We start from the raw sequence: 23,602 nt of genomic DNA on the forward strand, positions 1-23,602 counted from the left end.
GGCCATCCGCCCAGGATGTCTGCCACTATCGGAGGGGTTTTTCCCGCCTGATCAGCGACGCCCCGTCTCAGTGGAAGCTGTCGCCGCACGCGCAGCTGCCCGCGGCGTTCGGGTTGTCGATCGTGAAGCCCTGCTCGGAGATCGTGTCCTTGAAGTCGATCGTCGCGCCATCCAGGTACGGCACCGACATGTCGTCGACGATGACCTCGACGCCGTCGAAGTCCACGGCCTGATCGCCGTCGAGGAAGCGCTCGTCGAAGTACAGCTGGTAGATCAGGCCCGAGCACCCACCGGGCTGCACCGCGACCCGGAGGCGCAGGTCGTCGCGCCCCTCCTGCTGGAGCAGGTTCTTCACCTTCTCGGCCGCAGCGTCCGTGAGGAGAACGCCGTGCGCAGCCGTGGTGGCCTCGACGGGGGTGTTGGTGGCGATGTCGGTCATGGCACTCTCCGGAACCTCGTTGCGATCGAAGCCGTTATCAGACGGCGGGTCGTGCTCGATTCTACGCGGCAGCGGGCGCCCCGGGCCGATGACGCCCGCGCGCCGACACAGCGGCGAGCCGTGTCACCCGCGATCGAGCTCCTCGAGCAGCAGAGCTTCGGACACGAGTGCGCGGCGGAACGTGTCCAGGTGGAGCGACTCGTTCGGGCTGTGCGCCCGCGCATGCGGATCCTCCACGCCGGTCACCAGGATCTGCGCCCCCGGGAACTCGCGCACGAGATCCGCGATGAATGGGATCGATCCTCCGACGCCGATGTCGACCGGTTCGACGCCGTATCCCTCGCGCAGCGCGTCGCGCGCCGACGTCACCGCGGCCCCGGTGGTGTCGACCAGGAACGCATCGCCGCAGTCGACATCGCGGAAAGTCAGCTCCGCGCCGAACGGGGCGTGTGCGCGAAGGTGGGCCTCCAGCGCGGCGTAGGCCTCGCGGGCGGGCTGGCCGGGGGCCACCCGCATGCTGATCACGACGGAGACCTCGGGAGAGAGCGTGTTCGAGGCGTTCTTCACGCTTGGCGCATCGATGCCGGTGACGGTGATGGAGGGCTTGTTCCAGATGCGGCTGAGGATCGAGCCGCGTCCGATCGGGCTCACACCCTCGGGGAGCCCGGCCTCATCACGCAGGGTCTCCTCGGAGTAGTCGGGAGTCGATGCCTCGCGCTCGGTGAGCCCGGCGACGCAGACCGCACCATCGTCGTCCCACATCGTGGCGAGCAGCTTCACGGTCGCCAGCATCGCATCGGGCACGGCACCGCCGAACATGCCGGAGTGGGAGGCGTGCTCCAGTGTGCGCACGGTCATCGTGAAGCGTGCGTTGCCACGCAGCGACACCGTGAGGGCCGGAGTTGTCGCATCCCAGTTGCCGGAATCGGCGACGACGATGACGTCCGCGCGCAGCGCGTCGGCGTTGTCGCTGAGAAACTGCGCGAAGGATGCCGAACCGGCTTCCTCTTCACCCTCGATGAAGAGGTTCACACCGAGGTCGACGTCGCCGCCGCACGCGTGGACGAGAGCGCGGAGGGCGCCGATGTGCGCCATGATCCCGGCCTTGTCGTCGGCGGCTCCGCGTCCGTAGAGGCGTCCACCGCGCACCGTCGGCTCGAAGGGCGGCGTCTCCCAGAGCGACTCGTCACCGACGGGCTGAACGTCGTGGTGGGCGTACAGCAGAATCGTCGGACGCCCGTTGCGCGCTGCGCGCGTGGCGAGCACCGCGGGCATCCCCTCCGCTCCCGTCTCGGGCACGATCGCGGTCTTCACCTCGACGCGCTCGAAGATGCCGAGCTGCTCGAGAAGCTCAGCCACCGTATCGGCGCTGCGTGCGACCTCGGCCCGATCGAAGCCGGGGAACGCCACCGACGGAATGCGCACGAGTCGCCCCAGATCGGCGAGGGCGGCGGGGACGGCCGCTTCGGCGGCATCGCGGACGGCGGTACGACGGGACAGCTCCGAGCTCATGCGGGTAATCTTAGAGCGCAGCTGCCGCGCGTTCCCGCGCGTGCGCACCACCCGTGATGACAACGAGGATCCACACCGTGGCCAAGAACCCCGCCGCTCCCGACGCCGACGCCACCGTCCCGACCGGACCCGGCAAGCACCGTCCGACGCCGTCGCGAGCCGAGCAGGAGGCCGCCCGCAAGCGTCCTCTCGTCGCCGACACGAAGGAGGCGCGGGCCCGCGCGAAAGCCGAGCTGGCCTCGCAGCGCGAGCGTGCCCGCATCGGCATGGCGAACGGCGAGGAGAAGTACCTGCCGGTTCGCGACCGTGGCCCGCAGCGCCGGTTCGTCCGCGACGTCGTCGACGGTGGGTGGCACCCGGGCGAGCTGCTCATGCCGCTCATGCTGATCGTGATCCTGCTGAGCCTCATTCCGAACACCGCCATCGTCTACTACGGGTTCGCCGCACTCTGGCTCTACATCCTCGTGGTCGTCGTCGACATGGTCATCACGAGCGTGCGGGTGAAGAAGCTCGCGCGCGAGAAGTTCGCGGACCGCACGGAGAAGGGCCTCGGCTGGTACGCCGGCATGCGCACGATCCAGATGCGTTTCATGAGGCTGCCCAAGCCGCAGGTCAAGCGCGGCGGCCGACCCGTCTGAGGTCATCGTTCCGATGGGCGGCGCCGATGCCGCGGACACCGACGGCGCGACGACGAGTCGGAGGCCGACGGAGCAGTCCACTCCTCGCGCCGCGCACCAGTGGCGGATCTGGTTCGTCGTCGTGCCCGCACTCATGGGCGTCGTGCTCTGCGCCGCGGGCGCACTGCTCGTCACTCCGACGAGCGACGGCGGATTCCCGGCCTACCTCTGCGTCATCATCGGCGGCTGGGCAATCGGTTTCGCCCTCGTCAATGCGCTGAGCGCCTGGCCAGAGCGGTGGCAGTGGGGAGGGCACGTCGCACTCGCCCTCGGGGCCATCGCGCTGCTGGCATCGACCACTCCCCTCATCCGGGCCCTCGGATCGCTGCCGGAACCGTGGCCTCGCTCACTTTCCGTCGTCGCGCTCGGCATCCCACCGGCCGGTGGATGGGTGCTGATCACCCTCCTCGGTCGGATCTCCGGACGGTTCGACCGCGCCGCTGAGCGACGCGCGGCGGCCCTGGCGGAGCCCACGTGGAGCGGGGCGGATCGTCGTCCCGAAGTCACGGTGAACGCCGCGCGCTTCACGACAGCGGCGCTGACGGCTCTCGCCGTCGGAGCGGTGGTCGTCGTCGGCGCGCTCAGCGCGGTGGTCGTGATCGTCACCGAACGCTGGCTCCTCCGCCTGCCCCCGCTCATGATCGTCGTCGCTTTGGGCCTCTTCGTCGGGATGCCGGTGTACGCGGCGATCTGGGGAGTCGTCAACAGTCGGCGCCTCCCCGTGACGCTTCGGTGGCACACCGGAGCGCTCGTCGTGGATGCCGAAGACCGCTGGACCGTTCCGTACCCGATGATCCAGAGCGTGATCTGGCGCTCGCAAGGCGATACTGCGCGTTTCGAGGTGCACACCGCGACCCGCAGCGAGACATTCCTCGTGGGCATGGTGCGCCAGCAGAACGGTAAAGCTTCGCAGCTGCCGCCGCTCATGCACCGGATGCGACGGGTACTCGAGGAGGCTGGACTGCGCCCCCACGAGCGGCGCGGCACTCTGCGCTACACGCGGAGCGCGCCAACGAACACGGTCAGCGGGTCCGGCGCGCCGCCACCAGCCCTCGGTTGATCTGACGCGCCCAGAGGGGCCCGCGGTAGATGAAGCCGGTGTATCCCTGCACGAGAGTGGCCCCGGCATCCAGCCGCTGCTGCACGTCGTCGGCGTCTTCCACGCCTCCGGCGGAGATGACGCAGAACCCCTCAGGCACGACCGCGCGCACGATCTTCAACACCTCCAGCGCCCGACCGCGCAGCGGGGCACCGGAGAGGCCGCCCGCCCCCATCGCCGCAACCGCGGAGGCGTCCGCCGTGAGGCCTTCGCGTGAGATCGTCGTATTGGTCGCGACGAGCCCGGCCAGGCCGAGGTCGACCGCCAGGCGCGCCACCGCCTCGACCTCGTCGTCCGGGAGGTCGGGGGCGATCTTCACGAGCAGGGGGGTGGCGCCTGCGGCATCCCGAACCGCCTCCAGGAGGGGGCGCAACGTCTCTACGGCCTGCAGTCCGCGCAGCCCGGGAGTGTTGGGCGAGGAGACGTTGACGACGAGGTAGTCCGCCACCGGAGCGACCAGCTTCGTGCTGGTGACGTAGTCGGCCGTGGCGTGCTCGACATCGACGATGCGACTCTTGCCGATGTTCGCACCGAGCACGGCGCGGCGGGCTCGACGGCGCGATCGGCTGAGCCTGCGGGCAGCCGCCGAGGCGCCCGCGTTGTTGAAGCCCATGCGATTGATCAGGCCTCTGTCGGCGATGAGGCGGAACAGCCGTGGACGCGGGTTTCCCTCCTGCGGCACCGCCGTCACGGTGCCCACTTCGACATGACCGAAGCCGAGCGCGAACAGGCCCTCACTCATCACGGCGTTCTTGTCGAAGCCGGCGGCGACACCGAACGGCGAGTCGAAGTCGATCCCGAGGGCGCGCGTGCGCAGGGACGGGTCCGGCGCCGTCAGCGCCCGCACGATCGGACGCAGCGGCCAGATGCCGAATGCACGGATGACGGGGATGACGAGGTGGTGGGCCCGCTCGGGGTCCATGTGCGCGAAGACGGTGCGGAAGATGAAGGCGTACATCGGATCTCAGCCTAGGGCGCGCCCAGGGTCGTCCCGCGCGCGACGGCCGTGACTACTCCGTCGCCTCCGCCGCGTGGTCGGCACGCAGCTGCGCGATCGACGCCTCGAAGTCCTCCAGCGAGTCGAAAGCCTGGTACACGCTGGCGAAGCGCAGATAGGCCACCTCGTCGAGGTCGCGCAGCGGGCCGAGGATGGTCAGACCGATCTCGTTCGTGTCGATCTGCGACGCGCCGGTCTGGCGCACCGCCTCCTCCACCGCTTGAGCGAGCATCGCCAGATCGCCTTCGGTCACCGGGCGCCCCTGGCAGGCTTTGCGAACGCCGGACATCACCTTCTCGCGACTGAACGGCTCGATGACGCCGGAGCGCTTGATGACGTTGAGACTGGCGGTCTCGACGGTCGTGAACCGGCCTCCGCACTGCGGGCATTGGCGGCGACGGCGGATGCTGAGACCGTCATCGCTGGTACGGGAATCGATCACGCGCGAATCGGCGTGACGGCAGAACGGGCAATGCACGCGTCACTCCCCCGCCGAAAGGTCCGCGAACCGCGCAGTGACCGCTTCGCCGTGCGCCGGCAGCGCCTCGGCGACCGCCAGCGCGACGATGTCGTCGTGGGCCGCCCGCAGCGCTTCGCGGTCGTACACGATGACCTGCTGCGGACGCAGAAACGTCGCCGCCGACAGGCCCGCCGCGTACCGCGGCTGCCCGCCCGTCGGGAGCACGTGGTTGCTCCCGGCCAGGTAGTCCCCGAGACTCACGGGCGAGTACGCACCGACGAACACCGCACCGGCATTGACGAAGTCCTCCGGACGAGGGTCGCGCAGGTGCAGTTCGAGATGCTCCGGTGCGTACGCGTTGCTGAAGGCCGTGGCTGCCGCGAGATCATCGACCAGGACGACCGCCGACTGCGGACCGTTGAGCGCTTCGGTCGCGCGGGCCGCGTTGCGGGTGCGTGAGACCCGCTCCACGACCTCAGCACGCACACGATCCGCCAACTCCTGCGACCAGGTGACGAGCACCGCCGATGCCTGCTCATCGTGCTCGGCCTGACTGATGAGATCGACGGCGACCAGTGCAGCATCGGCGTGCTCATCGGCGACGATCAGGATCTCCGTCGCGCCGGCTTCGGAATCCGTTCCGACGAGCCCGCCGACAGCGCGCTTGGCCGCTGCGACGAAGTTGTTGCCAGGGCCGGTGACGACGTCGACGGGCTCCAGGCCGATGCTGTCCACGCCGTACGCGTAGGCGCCGACCGCGCCGGCCCCGCCCATCGCGTAGACCTCCGTCACACCGAGAAGTCGCGCGGCGGCGAGGATGTCGGGATGCACCCTGCCGCCGGCATCGGCTTGGGGCGGCGACGCGAGCGCGACCTCGCCGACGCCGGCGACCTGAGCGGGAACGACGTTCATGACGACGCTCGACGGATACACCGCCTTGCCGCCGGGCACGTAGACACCCGCGCGGCGAACGGGCTGCCAGCGCTGTTCGACGCGGCCGCCGGGGACGATCTCGGTCATCGCCGCAGCGGGAACCTGGGCGGCAGAGGCCAGCCGCACGCGGCGGATCATCTCCTCGATCGCTCGCCGTACCCCCGGGTCGAGACGCTCGAGCGCGTCGTCGAGGTGCGCGGCGGGCACGCGAATGGCGTGATCCTCGACGCGATCGAAGCGCGCCGCCTGCTCCCGCAACGCCGCTTCTCCGCGCAGGCGCACGTCGTCGACGATCTCGAACGCCGCCTGAAGGGCTTCGGCCCGGGCGGCTTGAGCACGGGGCACAGCAGCAATCCACTGCGCGGTCGTCAATTCGCGACCGCGCACATCAATGGTGCGGAGCATCGTTCCAGGCTACCCGCGTGTGACGCCGGAGACGTCCGTGAGGTAGCCGATGCGGCCGTCTTCGTGACGGACGACGAAGCGATCGCCACGATCCTCGATGACCAATGCCCATGCCGTCGGTCCGATGCGGAACAGCGGTGTGCCGTGTTCATCGACGACGTCGCGCTCGACGGGAACGAGGGCCCAGAAGGCCTGCGACGGGCTGGGGGCGAGCACCGTCTCGTCCAAGACGGTGGTCTCCGACGTCGGCTCCGCGACGGGTGCGGCGCCATCGCTCTGGGCCCCGTCAGCGTGGGCGTCGGTCAGCGGCGTCGCGACGGGGGCCGAGTACGGCGCCCGCTGCGTCGCAGGACGGGCTACGACGGGGCGAGCGGGGCTCGCATACCGGTGGGCGGGCACCTCCGAGCGATGCTGGAAGTCCTCGCCGATGGTCGGCAGAAGCGGAGCGAAGACGGTGAGCACGACACCGGCCAGCATGAGGATGAACTCCACCCAGACGACCCAGGTCGCGAGGAAGACGCTTCCTCCGCCCACCGAGACGAACGAGCTCCAGAGGATGCCGAGCCAGATGATCGACGAGACCGAGAAGGCGACCGAGGCGAACTGATCGATTCCGAGCGAGCCGACGCGGCGGATGCCCTGCGGCGAGAGTCGACGCAGGCCGATCAGGAACACGGCGACTGTCGGCACGCCGATCGTGAGCAGCCAGTCGATACCCGTCCAGACCGACGTCCCCCAACCGCGGTTGCCGTAGCTGTAGATCGGGAAGAACGAGACGACGAATGCGACGAGCCAGACCGCGCCGAGCGAGACCTCGCGAATCGAGAACGGGCCCACCCCGTACTGCGCGGGAGCGGACTCATCGACGCCGTCCGGTCCGTCGGTCATCGCCTCGAACGCCTCGGCGAAGGTGACGGTCGAGACGTCCGGCGCGGAGGTCGCGGCGGGCTCATCGACCTCGGCAGTGCCGGCGGCGGCATCCGAAACCGGAGTCTCGTCGGCGGCATGCTCTTGACCGCTCGATGACTCTGCGGCAACGACGACGTCGTGCTCCTCGCCGGTGCTCTCATCGGCGCTGTCGGGGGTGGGCTTCTCGTCGGTCACGTCACGCATCCTTCCGGAACAGAACTCGACTGGGATCCTACCTGGCCGATCACAGGCTCAGCCCAGACACTGCGGACCGAGCAGGCCTTTCAACTCGCCGTAGAGGTCGACGGTGACACGCACCTGGGCCGGCACTTCGAACACCTTCGCGACACCGCTCTTATGCAGCTTGAGGGTGACCTCTGTGTCGCCGGGGTGACGGGAGAACACCTGAGCCAACTGCGTGACCGTCGACTCCGTGGCGCGATGCTCGGGCATGAGGAGCACCAAGGAGCCGGTGGCATCGACCGAACCGAGGTCGGGCGAGAACGCCGACTGCCCGTGCAGGTTCAGCCCGTCATCGCGCCGGGAGACACGACCGCGCACCACCAGGATGCTGTCGGCGACGAGCATCGACTGGAACTCCGTGTAGGTCTTGCCCATGAACATCACGGTCACTTCTCCGTCGAAGTCTTCGACCGTGATCATGCCGTAGGGGTTGCCGCTCTGTTTTGCCACGCGGTGCTGCACGCTCGTGACGAGGCCGGCCACCGTGACGATGTCGCCGTCGTTGACGTCATCCGAGGCCAGGAGGTCGTGGATGGACGTGGACGCGTGTTTGGCCAAGGGGATCTCGAGCCCGGCCAGCGGGTGATCGGACACGTACAACCCGAGCATCTCCCGCTCGAAGGCGAGCTTGTCCTTCTTGGTCCACTCCGGCCGGGGCGGCACCTTCGGAGGCACCGCTTCCTCTGCCGCGTCGTAGAGGGAGTCGAAATCGAAGCCGATCGCGCCTTGAGCCTCGTTGCGCTTGCGGTCCACCGCCGCCTCGACCGCGTCTTCGTGCACCTCCAGGAGGGCCCGCCGAGTGTCGCCCATAGAGTCGAACGCGCCGGCCTTGATGAGCGACTCGACGGTGCGTTTGTTGGCGACGTGCATCGGCACCGTATCGAGGAAGTGGTGGAAGCTGGAGAATCCCTCGTCGCCGCGGGCCTCGACGATGCCGTCGACGACGTTCGCCCCGACGTTGCGGACGGCGCCCAGCCCGAAGCGGATATCTTCGCCCACGGCCGCGAAGTAGCGGATCGACTCGCTGACATCGGGCGGGAGCACCCGGATACCCATTCGCCGACACTCGTTGAGGTACACGGCCATCTTGTCCTTGGAGTCTCCGACGCTCGTGAGCAGCGCCGCCATGTACTCGGCGGGATAGTGGGCCTTCAGGTACGCCGTCCAGTAGGAGACCAGACCGTAGGCGGCGGAGTGGGCCTTGTTGAAGGCGTAGTCGGAGAAGGGCAGCAGGATGTCCCAGAGCGCCTGAACGGCACCTTCGCCATAACCGCGTTCCTTCATGCCTCCGGAGAAGCCCTCGTACTGCTTGTCGAGCTCGGACTTCTTCTTCTTCCCCATCGCGCGACGCAGGATGTCGGCCTGTCCGAGGGAGAACCCGGCGACCTTCTGCGCGATCGCCATGACCTGCTCCTGATAGATGATCAGGCCGTAGGTGGTGTCGAGGATGTCGCGCAGCGGCTCTTCGAGCTCGGGATGGATGGGAGTGATCGGCTGCTGACCGTTCTTGCGCAGCGCGTAGTTGGTGTGCGAGTTCGCGCCCATCGGGCCGGGACGGTAGAGGGCGATGACGGCGGAGATGTCCTCGAAGTTGTCCGGTTTCATCAACCGCAGCAGGGCACGCATGGGACCACCGTCGAGCTGGAAGACACCGAGGGTGTCTCCTCGCGTGAGCAGGTCGTACGCCGCGCGATCGTCGAGCGTCAGGTGCTCCAGGTCGAGTTCCTCCCCACGGTTCATCCGGATGTTGTCGAGCGCGTCCGAGATGATCGTGAGGTTGCGAAGCCCGAGGAAGTCCATCTTGATGAGGCCGAGCGCCTCGCACGACGGATAGTCGAACTGGGTGACGATCTGGCCGTCCTGCTCGCGGCGCATGATCGGGATGATGTCCAACAGCGGCTCGCTGGACATGATCACGCCGGCAGCATGCACGCCCCACTGCCTCTTCAGGCCTTCCAGGCCCAGCGCGCGGTCGAAAACGGTCTTGGCGTCGGGGTCGGTCTCGATGAGCGAGCGGAACTCGCTCGCTTCCTTGAAGCGCGGATGAGCGGTGTCGAACATGCCCGACAGCGGCATGTCCTTGCCCATCACAGCGGGCGGCATCGCCTTGGTCAGACGCTCCCCCATGCTGAACGGGAAGCCGAGCACGCGACCGGCATCCTTGAGCGCCTGCTTCGACTTGATCGTGCCGTAGGTCACGATCTGCGCGACCCGCTCGGACCCGTACTTTTCGGTGACGTAGTCGATCACCTCGCCACGGCGACGGTCATCGAAGTCGACGTCGAAGTCGGGCATGGACACGCGGTCGGGATTGAGGAAGCGCTCGAAGATGAGACCGTGCTCGAGCGGGTCGAGGTCGGTGATGCGCATGGCGTACGCCACCATCGAGCCGGCTCCCGATCCGCGCCCCGGACCGACACGGATGCCGTTGTCCTTCGCCCAGTTGATGAAGTCGGCGACGACGAGGAAGTACCCCGGAAAGCCCATCTGCAGGATGATGCCGGTCTCGTACTCGGCCTGCGTGCGGACCTTGTCGGGGATGCCTCCCGGGTAGCGGTAGTGCAGGCCCGCCTCGACCTCTTTGATCAGCCAGCTGTCCTCGGTCTCGCCCTGGGGCACCGGGAAACGCGGCATGTAGTTCGCCGAGGTGTTGAACTCCACCTCGCACCGCTCCGCGATGAGCAACGTGTTGTCGCAGGCCTCGGGGTGGTCGCGGAAGAGCTGGCGCATCTCCGCAGCGGTCTTGATGTAGTAGCCGTCGCCATCGAACTTGAACCGGTTGGGATCGTCGAGCGTGGACCCGGACTGCACACACAGGAGCGCCTCGTGGGCGTCGGCCTCGTGCTGGTGGGTGTAATGCGAGTCGTTGGTGGCAACGAGCGGAATGTCGAGATCCTTCGCGAGGCGGATCAGATCGGTCATCACTCGTCGCTCGATCGACAGACCGTGGTCCATGATCTCGGCGAAGTAGTTCTCCTTGCCGAAGATGTCCTGGAACTCTGCAGCGGCCGCACGAGCGGCGTCGTACTGCCCCAGCCGCAGACGCGTCTGCACCTCTCCCGACGGGCAGCCGGTCGTCGCGATGAGACCCCTCCCATAGGTTTGCAGAAGCTCCCGGTCCATTCGTGGCTTGAAGTAGTACCCCTCCATGCTCGACAGCGAGCTCAGCCGGAAGAGGTTGTGCATCCCCTCCGTGCTCTGGCTCCACATCGTCATGTGGGTGTACGCGCCCGATCCCGAGACGTCATCGCTCTTCTGATCGGGCGAGCCCCAGGCGACCCGCGACTTGTCGCTGCGGTGCGTGCCCGGCGTCACGTAGGCCTCCAGGCCGATGATGGGCTTGACGCCGGCGGCCTTCGCCGCGTTGTAGAACTCGAACGCCGCGAAGGTGTTGCCGTGGTCGGTGACGGCGATCGCCGGCATCCCGTACTCGGCCGCGGCCTGGGTCATCGCCCCGATCTTGGCTGCTCCGTCGAGCATCGAGTACTCGCTGTGCACGTGCAGATGAACGAAGGAGTCGGTTGCCACACATCGAGTCTACGAAGACCTCTGACATCCTCGGGCGGACGCCCCGTCGGCGGCGTCGAGCCCGCCTCACCCTCAGCCTGAGGGTGAGGCGCTTAGGCTGAGGCCATGGCCACTCCAGAGTTCGTCCTGTCGCTGCGCGAGAAGATCGGCACCGCGCCGCTTCCGCTCGTCGGGGTCACCGCCGTCGTGTTCAAGGACGAGAAGGTGCTCCTCGGCAGGCGTGCCGACAACGGGGCCTGGCAGTGCGTGTCCGGCATCGTCGATCCGGGTGAAGAGCCCGCCGACGCGGCCGTGCGCGAGTGCCGGGAGGAAGCGGGCATCGACGTGCGCGCCGTGCGGCTCGCTCTCATCCAGCAGCTGCCTCGGACGACATACGCCAACGGCGACCAGGTCGACTACCTCGACCTGGTCTTTCGCTGCGACTGGGTGGCGGGCAACCCGTTCCCCGCCGACGGCGAACTGGCCGAGGTGGGCTGGTACGGACTCGGGGAGCTGACCGAGCTCGCTCAGTCCGACGTGCGCAAGATCGCGTTGGCCATCGCCGAGGACGATCCGGCCTCCTTCTCCGGCGGCCGCTGACGCGTCATCGTCCGCGGGTGGCGAGGATGTCCGCGCGCACCTGACGGCGGATGACTTTGCCGACCAGCGAGCGCGGCATCGCCGGCACGCGCACGACCGATCGTGGAACCTTGTACGCCGCCAGATGGATCCGTGCGAACGAGCGCAGCTCCTCGGCATCGAAGACCGCTCCGTCGCGCATCACCACGGCCGCCGTCACCGTCTCCGATCCGTCCGAGCGCGGGATGCCGACGACAGCCGCATCCGCGACGTCGGGATGCAGCAGCAGCGCGTTCTCGACCTCACTCGGACTGATGTTGAACCCGCCGCTGATGATCAGCTCCTTGAGGCGGTCCACGACGGTCACGAAGCCTTCGGCATCCACCGTCACGATGTCGCCGGTGCGCAGCCATCCGCCCGCCAGCAGCGTGCTTGCGGTCTCTTCCGGTCGGTTCCAGTAACCCTGGAAGACCTGCGGTCCGCGCACGAGAAGCTCGCCCTCGGTGCCGTCGACGACGTCACGGGTCGGATCCGCGGGGTCCACCACGCGGATCTCGGTGCTGGGGAACGGCACACCGACCGTACCCGGCCTGCGCAGCGGCCCCATCGGATTGCCGACGCTGATCGGCGACGACTCGGTCATGCCGTAGCCCTCGACGATGATGCCGTGGGTCGCCTCCTCCCACCGCAGCACGGTCGACGGCGGCAGCGCCATGGCACCGGAGATCGCATTGCGCAGGCTCGAGAGGTCGATGCCCGCGCGCACGGCGGCCCGTGCCAGGGCGTCGTAGATGGGCGGTACGGCGGCGAGGAAGGTCGGCGGCGTACGGCGTATCGCGTCGAGGGTGAGGGTGACGTCGAACGTCGGAAACAGCACGATGCGGGCTCCGAGCGACAGTGCCGTGGTCAGGCAGAGCGTCAGTCCGTAGGCGTGGAAGAGCGGGAGGACGGCGTAGAAGACCTCGCGTCCGGGTACCAGATCGGGCACCCAGGCGGCCGACTGCGCCGCGTTCGAGCGGAGGTTGCGGTGCGTGAGCATGGCCGCTTTGGGCGTACCCGTGGTGCCGCTCGTCAGCTGCAGCGCGGCGAGATCGTCGAGGTGGGGACGGGGCGTGCGTCTGCGCACCGGGCGATGCGACGCCACCCGTGACCACGAGAGAACGTCCTTCGCGTCGGGTGTCACCGTCAGCGCCGCCCGCGACGCACGCGCCTTCGCGAGCGGAAGGCGCAGCGCGGCCCGCATGCGGGCCGGCATCGCGTCGGTCATTCGCACCGCGATGACGTGGCGGGGACGGATGTCGGAGGGAAACTCCGCGATGGTGTCGGCGACGGCATCCCACACGATCGCCACCCGGGCGTGATGCACCTCGAACTGATGTCGAAGCTCCGGTGCCGTGTATCTCGGATTGTGCTCGACGACGATCGCACCGAGCCGCAGCACGGCATAGAAGGCGACGACATGCTGCGGGCAGTTCGGGAGGATCAGCGCGACGCGGTCGCCGGGCGCGACGCCCAGGCGTCTCAAGCCCTCGGCTGCCCTGGCGACCCGGTCCCCGAGCTCGCGATACGTGGTGACGGCGCCGAAGAATTCGAGAGCGGGTCGACGAGGGTGGCGCCGTACGGACTCGTCGAGCATGTCGACCAGGGTCTGCGTGACCGGTTCGATCTCGGCGGGCACCCCGGGCGCGTAGGACGTGAGCCACGGGCGGTCGATGAGCGGCATGCTTCCAGGCTAGGCACCCTCATGTACGTCCGCCGGCATGGCTCTCGGGTCAGGTCCGGAGCACCTCGAGCGCGTGTGCGAGATCGGCCGGATAGTCGCTCGTGAACGTGACCCACGCGGTCGTGGTCGGGTGCGCGAACGAGAGTTCGTGCGCGTGCAACCATTGCCGGGTCAGCCCCAGACGTGCCGACAGGGTCGGATCGGCACCGTACAGCGGGTCGCCCACGCACGGGTGACGATGGGCGGCCATGTGGACGCGGATCTGGTGGGTGCGTCCGGTCTCCAGATGGATCTCGAGGAGGGATGCCGAGGGGAACGCCTCGAGCGTTTCGTAGTGGGTGACCGAGTCCTTGCCGTCAGGCGTGACGGCGAACTTCCACGAATGCGAGGGGTGGCGTCCGATGGGAGCATCGATCGTTCCGGCCAACGGATCGGGATGCCCCTGCACGACCGCGTGGTAGATCTTCTCGACCTCGCGCTCCTTGAATGCCCGCTTGAGTGCGGTGTACGCACGCTCCGATTTTGCGACGACCATGAGGCCGCTGGTACCGACATCCAGTCGATGGACGACGCCCTGGCGCTCGGCTGCTCCCGTGGTGGCGATGCGGAAGCCGGCGGCGGCCAGCGCGCCGAGCACCGTCGGGCCTTCCCATCCGAGCGACGGGTGCGCGGCGACGCCCGCGGGCTTGTCGACGACCACGATGTCGTCGTCGTCGTAGACGATGGCGAGGTCCGGAACGGCGACCGGCACGATCTCCGGTTCGCGCCGCTCCTCCCACTCCACCTCGAGCCAGCCGGCTGCACGCAGGCGGTCGGACTTTCCCAGCGCACGGCCGTCCATCCGCACGCCGCCGGCTTCGGCGACCTCCGCGGCGAACGAGCGCGAGAACCCCAGCATCTTGGCCAGAGCGGCATCCACACGGGCACCGTCGAGGCCGTCGGGCACGGGGAGGACGCGGGACGGCATCAGGACTCGCGCGTCGTGGTCGTCGTGTCGTCCTCGCCGGGCGCAGCCGAGGCCGTCACGGTGGATTCGCCGGCTGACCCGCGCTCGCGGCTGCCGTCGAGGCGAACGCCGATCAGCACCAGCAGGGCGACGCCGATCATCATCGTCACGATGAACATGTCGGCGACGTTGTAGATCGCCGGATTCATGCCCAGCCACATCCAGGGCGTGTTGATGAAGTCGACGACGTGGCCGACCAGGAAGCCGGGGTCGCGGAAGAGCCGGTCGCTGAGGTTTCCGAGGATTCCGCCGAGGAGCAGACCCAGCACGATCGCCCACACGCGCGCACGCACACGCGTCGCGGTCAGAACGACGATGACGACCGCGGCGACCGTCATGACGATCGTGAAGATCCACGTCTGCCCTTCGAGGAGGGAGAACGCGGCGCCGGGGTTGCGTGTCAGATAGAACTGGAGCGCGTCGCCCCAGACCTGCACGGGCTGCTGGAACGGCAGGGTGGTGAGGGCAAGATACTTGGCGAACTGGTCAGCGGCCAGCACCAGCGCCGCGAGAATCGCGACGATGGCACCGGCCGCTGCCCTGTTCAGGCTCCGACGGGGAGCACTGCGCTCTGGGGTGTGGTCCGCCACCGGGCTCAGGAAGCCGACACCGAGGAGGCACCCGAGGTCGCGCCCGCGACGTCGAGGTCGCGGAGCTTCTCCTCGATGAACCCACGCAGCTGCGAACGGTAGTCGCGCTCGAACTGGCGGAGCTCGCTGATGCGTCCCTCGAGCGTCACGCGCTCGCTCTCGAGACGAGCCATCTCGTCGCGTCCCTTGGCCTCGGCCTCGGCGAGGATCGAGGCGGCCTTGGCCTGTGCCTCGGAGATGAGCTTGTCGCGCTGCGCCTGTCCTTCGGCCACGTGCTCGTCGTGCAGACGCTGTGCCAGCTCGATGATGCCGGCGGAAGCGGCCACGCCGCCGGCGGCGGGAGCCTCGACAGCGGGGGCGGGGACGGACTCGACGACGGCCGGGGCGGCCTCCTCGACGACGGCCGCCTCGACGACCTCGGCGGGAGCAGACTCACCGGACTCGTACGCAGCGAGCTTGGCCTTCAGCTCTTCGTTCTCGGCGATCGTCTTGCGCCACTCGACGACGATCTCGTCGAGGAAGTCGTCGACCTCATCCGGGTCGAAACCCTCCTTGAACCGCACGTGCTGGAACTGCTTCGTGACGACGTCTTCCGGGGTCAAAGCCATGGTGTTTCCTCTTTCGGGGCTCACGACGCGGGCCGATTCGGTCGGCCCGCCACCGGCGAGCCGTACTGACCAAGCATAGTCGCGGCTGGTGGGACGTGCGACGGGGGGCTAGAGGCGCTCGATGACGCGGACGATCGTCAGAACAACGAAACAGGCCAACATCGTGATCGGAAAGCCCAGGTCGAGCGCGATGGGGCCGATCCGCAACGGAGGAATCAGCCGGCGGAAGAAGCGCAGCGGCGGATCGGTGAGGGTGAAGACGGCCTCGGCGAAGACGAGGCCGAATCCCCGCGGACGCCACTGACGATTGAACATCGGGATGTACTCGAGAACGAGTCTCGCCAGCAGCACGAGGATGTAGAGCAGGAGAAGGACGTCGACGACGAATGCCGCCAGGCGCACGAACTCCACGACTACTGGCTGAAGGGCGCGGACTCGGGGTCGGCCTGAGCCACCGTGCCGTCACCGGAGATCGCGACGTTCTCGGGCGAGAGGAGGAAGACCTTGCTCGTCACGCGCTCGATGCGACCGTACAGCCCCAACGACAGGCCGCTCGCGAAGTCGATGAGACGCCGGGCATCGGCGTCGCTCATCTGCGAGAGGTTGATGATGACCGGGATGCCATCGCGGAAGTTCTCCGCGATGATCTGCGCGTCGCGGTACTGCTTGGGGTGCACCGTGAGGATCTCGCTGACGGTGCCCGCGGTCGGCTGACGCACGACGGTGGGACGGTGGAGCGGGGTCACAGGGGCCGCCTTCTCGATCGGGCGCTCGCTCGAGCGCTCACGGCGTGCAGGCGTCTCGGCAGCGGGCTCTTCGTAGACCTCTTCCTCATCGGCGAGGCCCAGGTACACCATGGTCTTCTTGAGCGGGTTCGACATCGCATTCCTCCGTTTGCTCGTCTGTTCTGAGGCTAGCCGCGGTCAGGGCGCGGTCCCGTGATTGCGGTGCCGATCCGCAGGTGTGTCGCGCCGGCGGCGATCGCCTCGGCGAAATCCCCGGACATGCCCGCCGACATCCACGTGGCATCCGGAACGACCCGTCGCACCGTCGCCGCGGCCGCGGCGAGGCGCTCGAACGCCTCCGCAGGCGCCTGCGCGAGCGGGGCGACGGCCATGACACCACGAAGTCGCAGCGACGCGCACCGTGCAGCGATGTGCGTCGCCAGAGCCTCGACGTCGTCGGGCGCCGCTCCCCCGCGCGCGGGGTCGTCCGTGAGATTGACCTGGAGGAAGACGTCGAGCGGACTGCCCTCGGGATCGGCGGCATGCAGGGCGTCGGCGACGCGATCGCGGTCGACGGAATGCACGCAGTCGGATGCCGCGCGCACCGCCTTCGCCTTCTTGCTCTGCAGCTGTCCGATGAAGTGCCATCGCACGTCGTGGACTCTGCCGGCGGTCTCGGCCCGCTTGGCGCTCAACTCCTGCTGCCGACTCTCCCCCACGTCGTGCACGCCGAGCGCGGCGAGATCGTCGATCAGCCGCGCGGGGTGGAACTTGGTGACGACGATGCGCGTCAGCTCACCGGGGTCGCGGCCGACCGCCCTGGCCGCATCCGCGATGCGGGCGTCCAGGGCGGCGAGTCGTTCGGCCAGTGCGGTCACTTCAGGAAGTCGGGAATGTCCAGGTCGTCGTCGCCGTACACCGAGTCGTAGGACTCCGCCACGGGGGCCGACACGGTGACAGCCTGCTTGTCCTCGACCGCCGCACCCTCTCGTGCGGCCTCTTCGGCCGGCACGGCCGGCACCAGGGGCGCCGCCGGGCGCGCCGCGGTGATGGGCTCGATGCGCGCCTGCGGCTCTCCACCGTCGAAGCCCGCGGCGATCACCGTGACCCGCACCTCATCGCCCAGCGTGTCGTCGATGACGGTGCCGAAGATGATGTTGGCCTCGGGGTGCGCAGCCTCCTTGACGAGCTGCGCGGCGTCATTGATCTCGAAGATGCCCAGGTTGGATCCACCCTGGATCGACAGCAGGACGCCGTGCGCGCCTTCGATGGACGCTTCCAGCAGCGGGGACTCGACCGCGAGCTCGGCGGCCTTGATAGCGCGGTCCGCGCCGCGGGCCGAGCCGATGCCCATGAGGGCGGAGCCGGCGCCCTGCATGACGCTCTTGACGTCGGCGAAGTCGAGGTTGATCAGACCCGGCGTGGTGATCAGATCGGTGATGCCCTGCACACCCGCGAGCAGAACCTGGTCGGCGGTCGCGAAGGCCTCGATCATCGAAATGCCGCGGTCGCTGATCTCGAGCAGTCGGTCGTTGGGCACGACGATGAGAGTGTCGACCTCTTCCTTGAGCTTCGCGACACCCGCCTCGGCCTGGCTCTGCCGACGGCGTCCCTCGAAGCTGAACGGCTTGGTGACGACACCGATGGTCAGCGCGCCGATCGACTTCGCGATGCGCGCGACGACGGGGGCGCCTCCGGTACCCGTGCCACCGCCCTCTCCCGCGGTGACGAAGACCATGTCGGCGCCCGCAAGGGCCTCCTCGATCTCCTCCGCGTGATCCTCGGCAGCCCGACGGCCCACCTCGGGATCGGCGCCGGCGCCGAGTCCGCGCGTCAGCTCGCGGCCCACGTCCAGCTTGACGTCGGCGTCGCTCATCAGCAGAGCCTGGGCGTCGGTGTTCACCGCGATGAACTCGACACCCCGCAGCCCGAGCTCGATCATCCGATTGACGGCGTTCACGCCGCCGCCACCCACACCCACGACTTTGATCACCGCGAGGTAGTTCTGGTTCTGGCTCATGCCGGCCTCCATTGTGTCCCGAACCCTGACTGCTAAACCTTGAACCTCTAGTTGAGGTTTAAAGAATTGCTCAGTATGCAATTCCTTGATTGAAGGTATGCGGCAGCCCTCCCGCCGACCGAGAGGCTCGGGGCGTGTCGCGCAGAAAACCCGTGTCGAGCGCTACCGGACGACGATCGCGCTCGGCGACGACACGTCATAGCTGCGGGCTCCGGGGCGCGCCGCCATGATCGCCGCGAGGTTCTTGGCCTTCAGCGCGGAATCGTCGGCATTGCCCCAGACCACCGCGGTCCCCCCGGAGCCAAGGGTCAGGGTGACATCGTTCGCAGAGGTCGCCGAGATCGCGGTGACCTGCGCACGGATGTCGTCGGGGAGGGCCCGGAAGACGGTTCCGACCGCGGCGAAGGCGGGCGAGGAGAGTCCGCCGGTCACGGTGAGCACAGGGTGGCCCGCGGCCGGCTGCGGCGCGGTCGACAGGGCGACACCCGCGGCATCCACCAGGGTGAAGCCGGCGGCCGTCTGAATGGATCCGATCGGGGTGCGCTCGACGATGCGCACCACGAGCTCGTGCGGTGGGCGGGCCTCGAGTGCGTAGGACTCCACGAGCGGGAACTTCACGAGGGCGGCTTTGACGGCGGAGGAGTCGACCAACGGCAGCGGAGTCCCCATCTGCCCTTCCAGCGCGGTCTCGACGGACGCCGGGTCCAGCGTGGACGTGCCGACGACGGTGATCTGCTGCACCGCGAAGAGCGGGCTGTACGCGACGCCGAGCGTGCCCAGCACGAGTAGCAGCAGTGCCGAGCCCGCGACGATCCAGGTCATCCGCCGTCGCCGCTGACGCGCGGTGAAACGCCGCACCTCCGCGCGCAACGCGCGTCGTCGCGCACGCGCCGCCGCCCACACCTCGCGCACGCCGACGGGCGCCGCCTCCTCCCCGATCGGGGAGTCCGTCGGCTCGTCGAGGCGCCGTGGCGACGACGACACCCACAGCGGCGTCAACGGGGCGGTGAGCTGGTCGTCACGCTCCGCGACCTTCTCCTCGACAGCGACATCCGCTCGGCGGGGCGGACCCACGTGGCGCACCGGCGGCTCGACGCCACGATCCTGCGCCGACTCACGGTCGGGCGCCGCCTGATCCGGCGCCGGGAGGGGCGTCGGCCGCCGCATGGACTATGCCTCCACCGTCGGCGTCGACAGCGCCTCGAGCACCTGCGGGATGATCTGGTACACGTTGCCGCACCCGAGCGTGATGACGTAATCGCCCTCCCGCGCGACGGCCGCGGTGTACTCGGCCGCCGCCTGCCAATCGGCCACGTAATGCACCTTGGAGGGGTCGCGGAAGGCTCCGCTGACCAGCTCACCGGTGACGCCGGGCACGGGGTCTTCGCGCGCACCGTAGACGTCGAGCATGACGGTGTGATCTGCGTACGACTCCAGCACGTCGGCGAACTCGCGGTACATCTCCTGCGTTCGCGAGTACGTGTGCGGCTGCTGGATCGCGATGATGCGACCGTCGCCGACGACGCTGCGCGCCGCGACGAGCGCGGCGGCCACCTCGGTGGGATGGTGCGCGTAGTCGTCGTAGACGCTCACCCCGCGCTCGACGCCGTGGAGCTCGAAGCGCCGTACCGTGCCCCCGAACTCCTCCACCGCACGCAGGGCCGGCTCGAGGGCGTAACCGAGCGTGAGCAGCACCGCCACGGCCCCCGCCGCATTGACCGCGTTGTGGGCTCCCGGAACCGCGAGCCGCCCGGTCACGGTCTCGCCGTCATGCGTGAGCGCGAAGGAGACGGGGCCTTCGGTCACGATGTCGCTCAGACGCACATCGGCGTCGGCGTCCTCGCCGAACGTCACGATCCGCTGATGGCGAAGCGTCGCCGCGACACGCCGCGCCCCGGCGTCGTCGGCGGAGATGACGACAGCCTCTCGAGCGGCGTCGCCGAAGCGGACGAAACCGTCGTAGAAGGCGTCGCGCGACTCCCAGTGGTCGAGGTGGTCGGGGTCGACGTTGGTGATCAATGCGACTGACGTGTCGTACAGCAGGAACGTGCCGTCGGACTCGTCGGCTTCGATGACGAACAGCTCATCTCCGCCCGTGCCGCTGGAGACACCGAGATCGGCGATGACGCCTCCGTTCACGAACGTCGGCGCCGTTCCGAGTGCACGCAGCGCCGTCACGAGCATGCCGGTGGACGTGGTCTTGCCGTGAGCGCCCGCGACGCTCACGAGCCTGCGCCCTCCGATCAGCCAGAACAGCGCCTGGGAGCGGTGGATCACGGGCAGCCCGCGCTCCTTCGCGAGCACGTACTCCGGGTTCTGCGGCCAGATGGCGCCGGTGTGGATCACGGCGTCGACATCGTCGGGGAGATTGGCCGCATCGTGCCCGACATGCACCGTGGCGCCCCGCGCAGCGAGAGCGCGCAGGGCGGCGCTGTCGGCACGGTCGGAGCCCGAGACGCGGATGCCCCGATCGAGGAACATGCCGGCCAGCCCCGACATGCCCGATCCACCGATCCCGATGAAGTGGGCGGCGGTGATGTCGTCGGGGATGGGCAGGCTCAGGTCGGGTCGAATCATGGCTCGTCAAGTCTAGGTCGACGCCGCCTGAGCGGATGCTGCGGCGCGCGGCGCACGAACGCGCCGCCGCCACCGCTATCCAGCTTTTGTTATGACACATTTGGTACGGACGGTGGTACAATTCGAACATGACCGACCCGAATCACCTGAACATCGTGCTCGGGACTCTCGTCGGCGCCATCACGGTGTCCGGCGCGATCGGCGCGTTGAACGCCTGGCGTGGGCGTTCCGTGGGAGAGCGCGCCCTGGCACGCTTCGCGGACCGCGCGGCGCTACCGGTGCCGGCGGCCTCGGCGGCCGCTCTGGAGGCGTACATGCGACGCCGAAAGCTGGTGGACTATCTTGCGCTGTCCGCTGCCGGCGCCGTCGGCGGACTGCTTCTGCTCACCCCGCTCGGGTTGACCACGTTCTCCCCACTCGGCATCCTCATCCCGGCGATGTACGTGACCATGCTCGTCGTCTCCTGCTGGTCGACGCTGCACGAACGCCTCTTCGCTCCGGCGCAGGGTTCGATCCGGATCGCGCGATCGCGTGGAACCACCGTCGGCGACTACCTCGCCGGGCTCCCCCGCGCGCTCACCTGGATCCTCCTGGGAGTCGCGCTGACGTGCGGTGTAGGGGTGGCCTGGAGCCTCGCCGCAGGCAGCGTCGCCCGTATCGATCTGGCTGCGGTCGCGCTCGTGGTCACCGCGGTCGCCCTCGCAACATGCGTCGTTCTCCCGCGCCTCGAGGCCGCGATTGTCCGCCGCCCGCAACCGGCCGGTTCCGAACTCGAACTGGCCTGGGACGATGCGCTCCGCGTCGCGGCACTCAACGGGTGCCGTCAAGGTGCGGCTGCGCTCTGCATCGCCGCGGCGCTGATCGCCGGCGTCGCCGTGTTCTCGGGGCCCGACGACGATCCCGGGTGGACCGCGAGCGTGTTCGTGATACTCGTGCTGCCTCTCACGTACCTCTACCCCACGCAGGGCGCAGCCGTTCCCCGACGACTCCATCCGGACGGCATCCACGTGACCGCGAGGAGCATCGCATGATCGTCATCGACCCGGCATCCGCAGTCCCTCCGTTCGAGCAGCTGCGGCGACAGCTCATCGACGACGTCTCGACCGGCGCACTCGCACCGGGCACCCGTCTGCCGACCGTGCGCCGACTGGCCGAGGATCTCGGCCTCGCGCCCGGCACCGTCGCTCGCGCGTATCGCGAGCTCGAATCGGCCGGCATCATCGAGACGCGAGGGCGCAACGGCACCTTCGTCTCACCTCAGGGCGACGCCGCGATGCGCGAGGCGCAGCGGGCGGCGACGAGCTTCGCCGAGCAGGTCCGCATGCTGCGCGTCGATCCCGAGCAGGCGCTCGCGCTCGTTCAGGCGGCGTTGCGCAGCGCGCCCACCGCTTCCTGACCACTCATCCGTCCGCACGTGTCGCGAAGGGGCACGCTGAGCGACCGCACGCGACCGACGAACCCGGTCATCGGCTCGGCCGTCCGCGCTCAGCGCGCCAGCGCCCGGTCGAGCATCGCCATCACGGATGCGGTGCCGGTACGCGCCGCAGCGGTTCGCGCCTGCGCGGCGGCACGCATCGCCGACAGCGCCGTCGCGTCGTGCAGCAGCGGGACGATCTGCTCCCGCACGCGGTCGGGCGTGAAGGCAGCATCCTCGATCAGCTGCGCGGCGCCGGCGGCCACGGCGCCGCGCGCGTTGAGCGCCTGCTCGCCGTTGCCGACGGCGTACGGCACGTAGACCGCGGGGATGCCGAGGGCCGACACCTCGCTCACGGTGGCCGCACCCGAGCGCGAGACCACGAGATCCGCGACCGCGAGCGCGAGGTCCATTCGATCGAGGTAGGCGACGATGCGGTAGTCAGGGTGTCCCGGGTCGACGATCGGGTCGCGCTCCCCCGCCGCGTGCAGCAGCTGCCACCCGGCGTCGACGACCGCAGGCCACGCGTCGGCGAACGTCTCGTTCAGTCGCCGCGCTCCCAGCGATCCGCCGAAGACGAGAAGCACGGGGCGCGCCGGATCGAGACCGAAGAATCGTGCCGCGTCGTCTCGCGTCGATGCGCGGTCGAGGTCGACGATCTCTGCGCGGAGCGGCATGCCGACCGTCTCGGCACCGCGCAGCGGGGTGTCGGGGAAGGCGACGCCGACGCCCGCCGCGCGCCGGGCGCCCAAGATGTTCGCCAGTCCAGGGCGCGCGTTGGCCTCGTGCACGACGTACGGCACGCCTTCGCGGCGGGCGGCGACATACGCGGGAGCCGAGGCGTAGCCGCCGAAACCGGCGACCACATCGACCCGGCGGTCTCGGATGTGCCGCCGCACCTGCCCGACGGCGCGATGCCACGCCAGCGGGAACCGGAGCGCGGCGAGGTTCGGCCGTCGCGGAAAGGGGACCTTGTCGACGATCAGCAGCTCGTATCCGCGTTCGGGCACGAGACGGGCTTCGAGCCCTTCGCGCGTGCCGAGGACGAGCACGGATGCCGCGGCATCCCTCTCCCGCAACCCGTCGGCGACGGCGAGCAGCGGATTCACGTGCCCGGCGGTGCCGCCGCCGGCGAGGAGATAGGTCGTCGAGGAAGCCGGCGTCGTCACCCGAGAGAGC

Annotated in this window: 23 protein-coding genes; 5 read left to right on the forward strand and 18 right to left on the reverse strand. The window is 68.9% G+C overall.

The genetic code is table 11. The annotated features are described in order from the left end of the window. Window positions 1–67 precede the first annotated feature (67 nt). Together erpA and CEP17_RS06355 are read right to left on the reverse strand one after the other, a co-directional pair. On the reverse strand, window positions 68–439 hold the full coding sequence (gene erpA / locus CEP17_RS06350) for an iron-sulfur cluster insertion protein ErpA (protein ID WP_036287992.1): 372 nt from the start codon (window positions 437–439) through the stop codon (window positions 68–70). Window positions 440–562: 123 nt separating this feature from the next. Next, window positions 563–1,951, reverse strand: coding sequence for a dipeptidase (locus tag CEP17_RS06355; protein ID WP_112931647.1), 1,389 nt, complete (start codon window positions 1,949–1,951; stop codon window positions 563–565). Window positions 1,952–2,028: 77 nt separating this feature from the next. Between CEP17_RS06355 and CEP17_RS06360 the strand changes: the two genes are divergently transcribed. Both CEP17_RS06360 and CEP17_RS06365 read left to right on the forward strand, forming a co-directional pair. Continuing rightward, the gene (locus CEP17_RS06360) at window positions 2,029–2,589 is read left to right on the forward strand and encodes a DUF3043 domain-containing protein (protein ID WP_112931648.1); all 561 of its coding nucleotides are present in this window, start codon (window positions 2,029–2,031) and stop codon (window positions 2,587–2,589) included. A gap of 13 nt (window positions 2,590–2,602) precedes the next feature. Then, on the forward strand, window positions 2,603–3,688 hold the full coding sequence (locus CEP17_RS06365) for a hypothetical protein (RefSeq protein ID WP_112931649.1): 1,086 nt from the start codon (window positions 2,603–2,605) through the stop codon (window positions 3,686–3,688). Here the strand turns inward: CEP17_RS06365 and CEP17_RS06370 are convergent. The 5 genes from CEP17_RS06370 to dnaE are packed head-to-tail and all read right to left on the reverse strand — an operon-like array spanning window position 3,651 to window position 11,202. Next, on the reverse strand, window positions 3,651–4,685 hold the full coding sequence (locus CEP17_RS06370) for a quinone-dependent dihydroorotate dehydrogenase (protein WP_112931650.1): 1,035 nt from the start codon (window positions 4,683–4,685) through the stop codon (window positions 3,651–3,653). The two genes, CEP17_RS06365 and CEP17_RS06370, sit on opposite strands and share 38 nt — an antisense overlap. 52 nt (window positions 4,686–4,737) lie before the next feature. Next, complete coding sequence (nrdR, locus tag CEP17_RS06375) at window positions 4,738–5,202, reverse strand: transcriptional regulator NrdR (protein WP_036288013.1); 465 nt, start codon at window positions 5,200–5,202, stop codon at window positions 4,738–4,740. Between the two features lie 3 nt (window positions 5,203–5,205). After that, complete coding sequence (hisD, locus tag CEP17_RS06380; protein WP_112931651.1) at window positions 5,206–6,522, reverse strand: histidinol dehydrogenase; 1,317 nt, start codon at window positions 6,520–6,522, stop codon at window positions 5,206–5,208. A 9-nt stretch (window positions 6,523–6,531) separates the two neighbouring features. After that, complete coding sequence (locus CEP17_RS06385; RefSeq protein ID WP_112932886.1) at window positions 6,532–7,626, reverse strand: hypothetical protein; 1,095 nt, start codon at window positions 7,624–7,626, stop codon at window positions 6,532–6,534. Between the two features lie 57 nt (window positions 7,627–7,683). Then, a complete protein-coding gene (gene dnaE, locus CEP17_RS06390) occupies window positions 7,684–11,202 on the reverse strand; it encodes a DNA polymerase III subunit alpha (protein ID WP_112931652.1) in 3,519 nt (1,172 codons plus the stop codon). Between the two features lie 105 nt (window positions 11,203–11,307). Here dnaE and CEP17_RS06395 point away from each other — a divergent pair, with 105 nt between their 5' ends. Then, the gene (locus tag CEP17_RS06395; protein WP_112931653.1) at window positions 11,308–11,781 is read left to right on the forward strand and encodes an NUDIX domain-containing protein; all 474 of its coding nucleotides are present in this window, start codon (window positions 11,308–11,310) and stop codon (window positions 11,779–11,781) included. 4 nt (window positions 11,782–11,785) lie between these two features. On the opposite strand, the gene CEP17_RS06400 is transcribed toward CEP17_RS06395, so the two are convergent. The 10 genes from CEP17_RS06400 to murC form a co-directional block, all read right to left on the reverse strand. After that, window positions 11,786–13,483, reverse strand: coding sequence for a long-chain-fatty-acid--CoA ligase (locus tag CEP17_RS06400; RefSeq protein ID WP_112931654.1), 1,698 nt, complete (start codon window positions 13,481–13,483; stop codon window positions 11,786–11,788). Between the two features lie 49 nt (window positions 13,484–13,532). Further along, entirely contained in the window at window positions 13,533–14,450 is a 918-nt protein-coding gene (locus CEP17_RS06405; protein WP_112931655.1) for an RluA family pseudouridine synthase, read from the reverse strand. Continuing rightward, complete coding sequence (locus tag CEP17_RS06410) at window positions 14,450–15,079, reverse strand: signal peptidase II (RefSeq protein WP_039416136.1); 630 nt, start codon at window positions 15,077–15,079, stop codon at window positions 14,450–14,452. The genes CEP17_RS06405 and CEP17_RS06410 overlap by 1 nt, the downstream gene beginning before the upstream one ends. Before the next feature lie 5 nt (window positions 15,080–15,084). Next, window positions 15,085–15,687 (reverse strand): DivIVA domain-containing protein, encoded by a 603-nt coding sequence (locus CEP17_RS06415; RefSeq protein ID WP_036318276.1) that lies wholly within the window; start codon window positions 15,685–15,687, stop codon window positions 15,085–15,087. A gap of 108 nt (window positions 15,688–15,795) precedes the next feature. Beyond that, complete coding sequence (locus CEP17_RS06420) at window positions 15,796–16,098, reverse strand: YggT family protein (RefSeq protein ID WP_112931656.1); 303 nt, start codon at window positions 16,096–16,098, stop codon at window positions 15,796–15,798. A 2-nt stretch (window positions 16,099–16,100) separates the two neighbouring features. Beyond that, window positions 16,101–16,568, reverse strand: a complete 468-nt coding sequence (sepF, locus tag CEP17_RS06425) for a cell division protein SepF (RefSeq protein ID WP_036318274.1) — start codon at window positions 16,566–16,568, stop codon at window positions 16,101–16,103. Window positions 16,569–16,600: 32 nt separating this feature from the next. Then, complete coding sequence (locus tag CEP17_RS06430; protein ID WP_112931657.1) at window positions 16,601–17,290, reverse strand: YggS family pyridoxal phosphate-dependent enzyme; 690 nt, start codon at window positions 17,288–17,290, stop codon at window positions 16,601–16,603. Then, the gene (gene ftsZ, locus CEP17_RS06435; protein WP_036288033.1) at window positions 17,287–18,432 is read right to left on the reverse strand and encodes a cell division protein FtsZ; all 1,146 of its coding nucleotides are present in this window, start codon (window positions 18,430–18,432) and stop codon (window positions 17,287–17,289) included. The genes CEP17_RS06430 and ftsZ overlap by 4 nt, the downstream gene beginning before the upstream one ends. Window positions 18,433–18,594: 162 nt before the next feature. After that, window positions 18,595–19,599, reverse strand: a complete 1,005-nt coding sequence (locus CEP17_RS06440; RefSeq protein ID WP_112931658.1) for an FtsQ-type POTRA domain-containing protein — start codon at window positions 19,597–19,599, stop codon at window positions 18,595–18,597. Between the two features lie 3 nt (window positions 19,600–19,602). Next, the gene (gene murC / locus CEP17_RS06445) at window positions 19,603–21,009 is read right to left on the reverse strand and encodes a UDP-N-acetylmuramate--L-alanine ligase (RefSeq protein WP_112931659.1); all 1,407 of its coding nucleotides are present in this window, start codon (window positions 21,007–21,009) and stop codon (window positions 19,603–19,605) included. A gap of 128 nt (window positions 21,010–21,137) precedes the next feature. On the opposite strand from murC, the gene CEP17_RS06450 reads away from it, so the two are divergent. Both CEP17_RS06450 and CEP17_RS06455 read left to right on the forward strand, forming a co-directional pair. After that, window positions 21,138–22,040: a hypothetical protein gene (locus CEP17_RS06450; protein WP_112931660.1), complete on the forward strand. Its 903-nt coding sequence runs from the start codon at window positions 21,138–21,140 to the stop codon at window positions 22,038–22,040. Next, the gene (locus CEP17_RS06455; protein ID WP_039416142.1) at window positions 22,037–22,405 is read left to right on the forward strand and encodes a GntR family transcriptional regulator; all 369 of its coding nucleotides are present in this window, start codon (window positions 22,037–22,039) and stop codon (window positions 22,403–22,405) included. Before CEP17_RS06450 ends, CEP17_RS06455 begins: the two co-directional genes overlap by 4 nt. 89 nt (window positions 22,406–22,494) lie before the next feature. Here CEP17_RS06455 and CEP17_RS06460 read toward each other — a convergent pair whose 3' ends face one another. Next, window positions 22,495–23,592: a UDP-N-acetylglucosamine--N-acetylmuramyl-(pentapeptide) pyrophosphoryl-undecaprenol N-acetylglucosamine transferase gene (locus CEP17_RS06460; protein WP_112931661.1), complete on the reverse strand. Its 1,098-nt coding sequence runs from the start codon at window positions 23,590–23,592 to the stop codon at window positions 22,495–22,497. Window positions 23,593–23,602 lie beyond the last annotated feature (10 nt).

This window comes from Microbacterium sp. PM5 (genome assembly GCF_003293595.1).
Classification (GTDB): domain Bacteria; phylum Actinomycetota; class Actinomycetes; order Actinomycetales; family Microbacteriaceae; genus Microbacterium.

Excerpts from the sequence above, each read along its gene's own strand:
- erpA (WP_036287992.1), bottom strand. The coding sequence starts at position 439 with ATGACCGACATCGCCACCAACACCCCCGTCGAGGCCACCACGGCTGCG.
- CEP17_RS06355 (WP_112931647.1), bottom strand. The coding sequence starts at position 1,951 with ATGAGCTCGGAGCTGTCCCGTCGTACCGCCGTCCGCGATGCCGCCGAA.
- CEP17_RS06365 (WP_112931649.1), top strand. The coding sequence starts at position 2,603 with ATGGGCGGCGCCGATGCCGCGGACACCGACGGCGCGACGACGAGTCGG.
- CEP17_RS06370 (WP_112931650.1), bottom strand. The coding sequence starts at position 4,685 with ATGTACGCCTTCATCTTCCGCACCGTCTTCGCGCACATGGACCCCGAG.
- hisD (WP_112931651.1), bottom strand. The coding sequence starts at position 6,522 with ATGCTCCGCACCATTGATGTGCGCGGTCGCGAATTGACGACCGCGCAG.
- CEP17_RS06395 (WP_112931653.1), top strand. The coding sequence starts at position 11,308 with ATGGCCACTCCAGAGTTCGTCCTGTCGCTGCGCGAGAAGATCGGCACC.
- CEP17_RS06400 (WP_112931654.1), bottom strand. The coding sequence starts at position 13,483 with ATGCCGCTCATCGACCGCCCGTGGCTCACGTCCTACGCGCCCGGGGTG.
- CEP17_RS06405 (WP_112931655.1), bottom strand. The coding sequence starts at position 14,450 with ATGCCGTCCCGCGTCCTCCCCGTGCCCGACGGCCTCGACGGTGCCCGT.
- CEP17_RS06415 (WP_036318276.1), bottom strand. The coding sequence starts at position 15,687 with ATGGCTTTGACCCCGGAAGACGTCGTCACGAAGCAGTTCCAGCACGTG.
- sepF (WP_036318274.1), bottom strand. The coding sequence starts at position 16,568 with ATGTCGAACCCGCTCAAGAAGACCATGGTGTACCTGGGCCTCGCCGAT.
- ftsZ (WP_036288033.1), bottom strand. The coding sequence starts at position 18,432 with ATGAGCCAGAACCAGAACTACCTCGCGGTGATCAAAGTCGTGGGTGTG.
- CEP17_RS06440 (WP_112931658.1), bottom strand. The coding sequence starts at position 19,599 with ATGCGGCGGCCGACGCCCCTCCCGGCGCCGGATCAGGCGGCGCCCGAC.
- murC (WP_112931659.1), bottom strand. The coding sequence starts at position 21,009 with ATGATTCGACCCGACCTGAGCCTGCCCATCCCCGACGACATCACCGCC.
- CEP17_RS06450 (WP_112931660.1), top strand. The coding sequence starts at position 21,138 with ATGACCGACCCGAATCACCTGAACATCGTGCTCGGGACTCTCGTCGGC.
- CEP17_RS06455 (WP_039416142.1), top strand. The coding sequence starts at position 22,037 with ATGATCGTCATCGACCCGGCATCCGCAGTCCCTCCGTTCGAGCAGCTG.